Here is a 7,559-nt window from a genome sequence, read left to right as displayed (position 1 = left end):
CAAACGCAAGCTCAAGAAGATCCAGTTCAGACCCCACCTGATCGACGGCTGCCTCACCGGGACCGGCCTGATCATCGAACCCTGGTGACCACGCAGCCGGACTCTACGAGTTCAACCTGAGTAACAGAACCTGTTGATCATATGACGTTCGGTGTGGATGGTCGTTGGTCTGGTCTTGGGAACACGTCAGTCGCGGCCGTGGGTCGTGTCGGATGAACTGTGGTCGCTGATCGAGCCGTTGCTGCCCAAGCCAGGTCCGAAGCTGGTCGAGGGCAGACCGCGGGTTCCGGACCGCCAGGCGTTGTGCGGGATCCTGTTCGTGCTGCACACCGGCATCCAGTGGGAGTACCTGCCCCAGGAGCTGGGTTTCGGCTCGGGCATGACCTGCTGGCGGCGCCTGGCCGCGCGGATCGAGGCCGGGTGTGGGACCAACTGCACCTGGTGCTGTTGAAGAAGCTGCGGACCGAACTGGCCCGGCTCGACAAGGAGATCGCCGGCCGTCTCACCGACGACCCCGGCTACCGCGCGATCCGGAAGATCGGCGGCATCGGCCCGGTGCTGGCTGCGGTGTTCGTCGCCGAGACGGCAACGTCACTCGGTGCCTTACCCCGAAGCAGCTCAGTTCGTGGGTCGGACTCACGCCCCGGCACCGCGAGTCGGACGTGGAGATGGTCCGGGCATCTGACCAAGCAGGGCCCGAAACTGGTGCGCTGGGCAGCCGGTGAGGCCGTCCAACGCGCTCCCGAAGGCACGCCGACGCGTGTCCATCGCGACCGCATCGAGGCCCGCCGCGGTGCTGAGGCGCGCAGCATCGCCAAGGCCGCCGTGGCCCGCAAGCTGCTTACCCGGGTCTACTACGGGCTGCGCGACGGCGAAGTCCCCTGCCTGGCCCGCCAGGACCCGGTGTGACCAGCATCCGGGTCCACGACCGACGCGAGATCGGCGGAGTGTATGGCCCTCACACCGCGGCGCGGCCGGATTCAAGATTGATCCCGTCGGCCGTGTGCCGAACCACACCATGCCGCACCGGAATTCGCACGCCCCGGGCGCGGCGGAAGGATGACCGGTGACCGGAGCGTTGCCACTCAGCATCACACCTGGTGAGGAGCACACCCCACAACATCCCGCCGCAGACGGGACCACAGCGCACCTGCCGGGCGGACTCCTCCAGCGCGGCCAACGTCCGTGCGCGATGGGGTCCGAGGCTGCGGCCCCCAGCACGGCGGTGTGGTTGGCCTGGAGCTGTTCGGCCTCGGACAGGTTCTTCGCCCCGAGCACGATCGCGCCCGCCAGTCCGAGCAGCGCATCCGCGCGGTTCCGCCACGTCGCACTGCCGCCCGCCGGACACAGCCGCCGCAGCGCGTCGGTCAACGCGGCACGGTCGGCGACCTGGTGCAACAGCACCGCCCCGGCATGCCCGATCAGGCCCTTCCCATCGGCGGCAACGGACAGCCGTCGGCTCCGCCCTGTACGCTCACTCACCAGAAAGGTGCCTTGATCTCTGTTGCAGATACGGACTAGAAACTCGCATCCTCGCAGGTCAACGGCGTCTTTTCGCTAACCCGGCATCAGATCGTCCTTCTGGCCTGAATGTCCGAGGTCAAAGCGTGACGAGGAGGGCGGTGGACCGCCAAAACTCCGAGTTCGGAACGCGGAGGGTGTCTCCTTCGGCGAGGGCGAGCTTCGGGAAGCGGCGCAACAGCGTGCTGAGCGCGGCTTCGGTTTGGGCGCGCGCTGACGCCGCACCGAGACAGAAGTGCGATCCGTGCGAGTATCCCAGGTGCGCGGGCCGACCGGGCGGGCGGCGGAAGTCGAGCCGATCCGGATCCTCGAAGACGCGCGGATCGCGATTCGCGCTGGCCAGCACCGCGCAGATGCGGTCGCCGCGCGGAATTGTCACGCCGGCGATCTCGACATCCTCGCGAGCGTAGCGCGGCAGGGTCAGCACCTGCGGTCCGTACATGCGGGTCAACTCCTCGACCGCACCGGGCATCAGTGATTCGTCGGCGCGTAGCTCGGCGAGCTGGTCGGGGTGTTGGAGGAGGATTTCGACGGAATTGGCGATGAGGTGGGCCGGGCCCTGCCCGGCCAGAACGAGATGCCAGACCAGGGTGATCAGCTCTGCGTCGGTCAGTCGGTCGTCCTGGTCTTCGGCGTCAGTGCCGAGCAGTTCGGCGAGCAGGCCGCGGGCCCCCTCCCGGCGACTGCGGGCGACCGTCTCCGTCGCGGCACGCGCGATGCCAGGGACGGCCTGCCTGAATTCGGGGCCGTAACCGACAGCGACGGCCTCGGCGTAGGTCCGCCAGGTGTCGTAGTCCTCCGGCGCTACGCCGACCAGTTCGCAGGCCACGTGGACTGCCAGCGGTCGAGCGAAGTGCGCAAGCAGGTCTACAGGTTCACCGTCGGCCTGCCCTGCGAGGTCATCGAGCAAGGACTCCACAGTGCGTTGCAGGGCAGGCCGGAACTCGGCGGTTCGGCGTGCAGTGAAGGGCGGCGAGACAAGGCGGCGGAGACGAGCATGTTTGGGGCCGTCCACCTGCTGTATGTTCTCCTGCTGCTGCAGCTCCGGTACGTCCGGACGCACGTAGCTGTTCGCGTTCATCTCGAAGCGCACGTCGGTGAGCATCGCCTTGGCGTCCTCGAATCGGGTCAACGCCCATACCGGGCCGAGGCCGGGCTTCAGCAGGCGTGCGAGGGGGCTCTGCTCCCGCGCTCGTCCGTACACAGTGAACGGGTCGGACACTACGGCCGGATCGGAGAGGTCGATTTCAGGAATGGCGCCCACAGCAGCTCCAAAATCGGATGATGAAACCAGATACTGTCCCCAAATGCCTTACGGGTTGTAGGCATGGTCGGGGCCCTTCCGGGTCTTCGATGTCTCCATCAGCCCCGGGATGGATCAGGTCGCCCCGTCGAAGCGCACCTGGATGTAGTTGTGGCCGCAGACACCGCCGATGTGCGGCGGCCGCCACTGTTGGCCTTGCTTGCCGCGCCGGAAGGTGGCCTGCTGTTCTTGCCAACGGATGATGAAGGCCTCCTTGCCGTAGCGCGGTCGTCGTGGTTCTGATCGGTGAGCTCGCCGTCTTGGACCGGCGCAATGGTGGTAGCAACGTGTATCACCACCTCTGGCGCATCAGGTTCACACGTCTCGGTGAAGTGGGTGCGATACCCCGACCACGCCCCGCTTGACGCAGTAGTGCGCGTCGGTGTCGTAGGGCAGTCAAAACGCGGCGAGGCCGGCGGCAGCATGTGCCCGTCCCACCAGCGCAACTGCTCCTTGCTGTACCAGAAGTGCTGGTGGGTCCGCACCTGCCCCAGGATCTCCACCTGCGGCAGGGCTCGCAGACGGGGCGGGCGTCGACGGTCCACGCGGCGGTAAGGATCCTCCATCCGTCGGCCATCGGCCCCTTCCTCTTGGGGCTCGCGTGCCTTGTTGACCCAGTTCTGCAACGTGACCCGTGGCTCCCGCCTGCCCTCACACCGGGCACCACAGCAGCAGCCTGAGGGAACTGCCACACCGTCACCCCAGCTGAACAGCTACGCTTTCGGGCCATCCCATCACGCGCGCTCCAAAGCCCTGTCCAGTCTGGGCAGCGTCCCGGACTCGTACAGCTCACGGCAGGTATTGCGACGTATCTTGCCGCTGGTGGTCCTCGGCAGCGCACCGCGACGTATGAGAACCACGTCCGCAGCTTCGAGCCGGTGGTCGCGCGCGACCGCCCCCCGAACGGCCTCCGACAGCTCGTCGATTCCCGCGGACCGCTGTGCCTTGCCGTCGACCTCCACCACTAGGACCAGGGACTCCTGCTCACCGGTGTCCACTACGAAGGCAGCGGCCGAGGTTGGATGCAGGAGTGGATGGCTCTGTTCCGCCGAATACTCCAGATCCTGCGGATAGCGGTCGCGGCCCTTGATAATGATCATGTCCTTCATTCGGCCGGTGACATACACCTCACCGTCCCGTACGAATCCGGTGTCACCGGTGCGGAGGAACGGGCCGGCCTCCTCCTCATCCCGGATACGTGCCCGGAAGCTCCGCTCGCTCTCCTCTCCACGGCCTATGTACCCAGCAGCCACACACGGACCGGACACCCAGATCTCGCCGAGCCGGTCCGGACCGACGGCTCGCAACGTGTGCGGGTCCACGATCCGGATCTGGGTCTCGCCGACGGGGACCCCGCAGCTCATCACCGGGACTCCGGCGCTGGTCAGCTCGCTGCCCCCAGCGGGATCGCCCGGAAGGAGGACCACACGTCCCTGTCCAAGCTCGTCGGCGTCCAGCCAGAGCTGGGCAGGTTCTGTGTCTGCTCGGCTGCCGCATGCCTTCAGGGTGTTCTCGGCCAGCCCGTAGGCCGGGGAGACGGCACGCGGGTTCAGGCCGTAGGGGGCGAACTTCCCGATGAATTCGTGCATCGTGTGCGGACGCACCGGTTCCGCCCCGCTGATCGCCGCACGCCAGCGCGAAAGATCGATGGGCTCCCGGGGACCGTCGCGCAAGCAGAGGTCGTAGGCGAAGTTCGGCGCAGACGAATGGGTGCCACCAAATCGGGACAGCGCCTCCAGCCAGCGAGCGGGACGCCGGATGAAAGCCTCCGGCTCCATCAGGTAGGCAGGGCACCCCGCCCACAGCGGCACCACCACACCGAGCATCACTCCCATGTCGTGGAACAGGGGAAGCCAGGTCACCACGGTGCCATCGTCCCCGAACGGCCACAGCGCGTCGGTCTCCGCGGTGTTGGCCCAGTAGTTGGCATGCGTGACCATGACGCCCTTGGGCGACCCGGTGGCACCAGAGGTGTACTGGAGCAATGCCACGTCGGACAGCCCCACTTCGGGCAGCCGCACGAGCGTCGCAGGCGGAGCCAGATCATCGGTCGCGATCAGATCAAGGCCGGCCAGTTGGGGCAGTTCGCCGAAGTCTGAGTACACCTGGTCGCGGACCGACCGAGTGGTGAGCACCATGGTGGTGCCAGCGTCGTCGGCAATTCCACGCAACTGCTGTACTGCCAGTCGTCGCGTCGGAACCTGCACAGGCGCTCCAGCTATCCCGGCCGCGGCGCAGGCCAGGAAGCTGCGGATGAACTCCAGGCCGGTGGGATACATCAGCACCGCGCTGCGGGCTGCGCCGGGCCGTCCGGCCAGCGCCTGCGCCCTGCCCTGCACCGCGGCGTGCAGTTCCCCGTAGGTGGTCTGCTCGCCGGGCTCCTCGCCATTGATGAGGTGAACGTACGCGACCTGGTCGGACGCTGTTTTCGCGCGGTGGGCCAGAAGAGCGGGAAGCGTCAGAGGGCTTCGTTCGGACACGGATCCAATTCTCACTGCCATCCCATCGTCGGTGGTGGACACGCTTGAAGCGTGGCTATTCAGCAGGGGTGACGGTCCGGATGACCGGAGGTACGGCCCTGGAGCGAACCCGGCCGTGCCGCTGGCTCGCCACCGTTCGGACGGGTCCGCGTCACCCGGGTTGCGATGGGCCCGCGCGGGCTCGCGGTCATCGAACCGGTGCCACCACCGCAGAAGCCGAGGCTCACCGGAGTGAGTACGGGATACTCCGTCCGGCGACTCGGACCAGAGCCGTGTCCTGGTCTCGTCTCTCCGCCGTCTTGCCTGGCTCCGTCGACTTTCACGTGCTCGCTGCGGGCCATGAGGCGTCTCCGCGCGTCACCAACGCCACTCGCGCTTGTTGAACAGGTGCTCGGCGGCGATCCCGCGGTCCTTGCACCAGAGGAGGAACTCGTCAATCTGTTGGAGTTGGTAGCTGTCGTCCGCATACGAGGTAGCCATGATGTGCCCCTGCCAGCTCTCCTCGCCCATCGCGTAAACATAGGCCTCGCCCGCCCCCAGTTCGCTGATGATGGCGCCGGCCTGGGCCGCGTTCGACCCCGACAGTTTGCGCGAATCGCTCATCTTCTTGGTCACCGGCTTGGTCAGCAGACCCTTGTAGAGCCATGTGAGCGGAGCCCCGTCGCACTCCAAGCCGAGGAACGCCATGTCCGCGGAACCCAGATGCCCGCGGATGTAGCGGTACAGGTCCGGATCGATGCCCGAGGAGTCGGCACCCACGAAGACCGACTTGCCGGCCAGTTCCACCCAGAACGTTGACTTGCCGCGGATGTCGAGGTCGGCGTGCTCGCCCAGGAACGGTGTCGCGGTGACCTTCCCGCCGGGGAAGGCGACCTCGTCGAAATCGTCGACCTCAGTCACCGGGAAGCCGAGGTGCCTGAGATACTGCGCCATCGACGGGTCAGGAAGGTTTCCCCGGGACGAGCGCGGAACCACCACCGACCCCACTCGGCCGCGCAATTGGAGCAGGGTCTCCAGGACGATGTGATCCTGATGGCCGTGGGTGATCAGGACCAGGTCGATGTTGTCCGGGAGGTCGTCGAGGGTGAAGCGGTCGCCGAACCGGTTGTCAGTGCTGATGAACGGGTCGGTGACGATCGCGGCCTCGGCCGTTTGGAACACAAGGCAGGCGTGGCCGAAATAGCGGATCCGGCCGCCTGCGTCGATGTGCCTGTCCGCCGAGAGGCTCGGGCTCGCGTCCAGCAGCTGGTCGAGGACGCTTGCCTGCCCGTCGTCGAGGTCGAGCGCGTCACGCAGCCGGGCTGCCGTCGTCGGCCTGATCCGTGCGCCGACCAGTTCCGTGAGGCCCGGATGGCGGAACGGCAGTGCCAGGTCGAGCGTGGTGGCTGACGGCAGGCGCGGAGTGCTCAGGATGAACGGCCGCTCCTCACCGTCGTCCAGGGAGAGCTGGACCGACTGCCGCTGCTCGATATAGGCGGCGCTCTGGTACACCAGCGGCTCGAGGAAGTGAAGCGAAGGCTGGTTGCTGGTGTCGTAGCAGATCTCCACGAGTCCCCTGATGGCCGAGGGGAGCCTTGGGTACAGGGGGGAGAGATCAGATCCGGTCGCGTTCTGACGGATCAGGTTCTCGGCCTCGGCGACTGCCGCGGCGAACTCCAGCATCGGAGCCCGGTCCCTCTGGATGGACGCAACCAATGCGGCGATCTCCGTCGCGCGCGACTGCGGAACGCCGACGTAGTAGCCGCCACGAAACTTCGGGTTGGTGCTCGCCGAGACGTGAACCTGTGGGGACTGCAGATACGACTCCAGCATCGGCAGCTGCACGTTCGCCAGGTTCATCGAGGCCTGCACTGGCGCCACAGTGTGCAGCCACGCGTAGAACCGATCGACCAGCGGCTCCAGGATCACGTTGGACCTGAGATACCGGGTCTCGGTGTTGTCGGCCATCTGTCTCCTCTGTCCGGCTTGGCGGGAGCCCGCCAAGCCGGCGGCGCCCATCAGGTTGTCGAGCTGAGTCGGCGGTGTGGCTAAGCGACGCCGTCCATGGCCGCGATCAGGCTTGTGGGCCGCATGTCGGTCCACGACCTCTCGACGTAGTCCAGGCACTCTTGGCGCTCGGCCGCGCCGAACACCCGCTTCCAGCCCTGCGGCACGGCCGCGAACACCGGCCACAGCGAGTGCTGGTTCTCCTCGTTCACCAGGACCAGGTACTCGCCCTCGGGGTCCTCGAACGGATTCGACATGTGTGAGTTCCT

General features: G+C 66.9%; 4 protein-coding genes and 1 pseudogene. 1 reads left to right on the top strand and 4 read right to left on the bottom strand.

The window, feature by feature from the left end; all coding sequences use genetic code 11:
* Nucleotides 1-157: 157 nt before the first annotated feature.
* A pseudogene (locus LJ657_RS23625) lies at nucleotides 158-462 on the top strand (transposase); the annotation flags it as partial.
* 1,138 nt (nucleotides 463-1,600) lie between these two features.
* Here the strand turns inward: LJ657_RS23625 and LJ657_RS23620 are convergent.
* The 4 genes from LJ657_RS23620 to LJ657_RS23605 form a co-directional block, all read right to left on the bottom strand.
* Nucleotides 1,601-2,785 (bottom strand): cytochrome P450, encoded by a 1,185-nt coding sequence (locus LJ657_RS23620; protein ID WP_232650721.1) that lies wholly within the window; start codon nucleotides 2,783-2,785, stop codon nucleotides 1,601-1,603.
* A 773-nt stretch (nucleotides 2,786-3,558) separates the two neighbouring features.
* A complete protein-coding gene (locus tag LJ657_RS23615) occupies nucleotides 3,559-5,346 on the bottom strand; it encodes a fatty acyl-AMP ligase (RefSeq protein WP_232650720.1) in 1,788 nt (595 codons plus the stop codon).
* 315 nt (nucleotides 5,347-5,661) lie between these two features.
* Nucleotides 5,662-7,386 (bottom strand): MBL fold metallo-hydrolase, encoded by a 1,725-nt coding sequence (locus LJ657_RS23610; RefSeq protein ID WP_232650719.1) that lies wholly within the window; start codon nucleotides 7,384-7,386, stop codon nucleotides 5,662-5,664.
* Nucleotides 7,332-7,547, bottom strand: a complete 216-nt coding sequence (locus LJ657_RS23605; protein ID WP_232650718.1) for an MbtH family protein — start codon at nucleotides 7,545-7,547, stop codon at nucleotides 7,332-7,334. Before LJ657_RS23605 ends, LJ657_RS23610 begins: the two co-directional genes overlap by 55 nt.
* Nucleotides 7,548-7,559 lie beyond the last annotated feature (12 nt).

It is taken from the genome of Streptomyces guryensis (genome assembly GCF_021261325.1).
GTDB lineage: Bacteria > Actinomycetota > Actinomycetes > Streptomycetales > Streptomycetaceae > Streptomyces > Streptomyces guryensis.
Note: the sequence above shows the minus strand (reverse complement) of the source record. Positions and strands in the feature narration are given on the sequence as shown.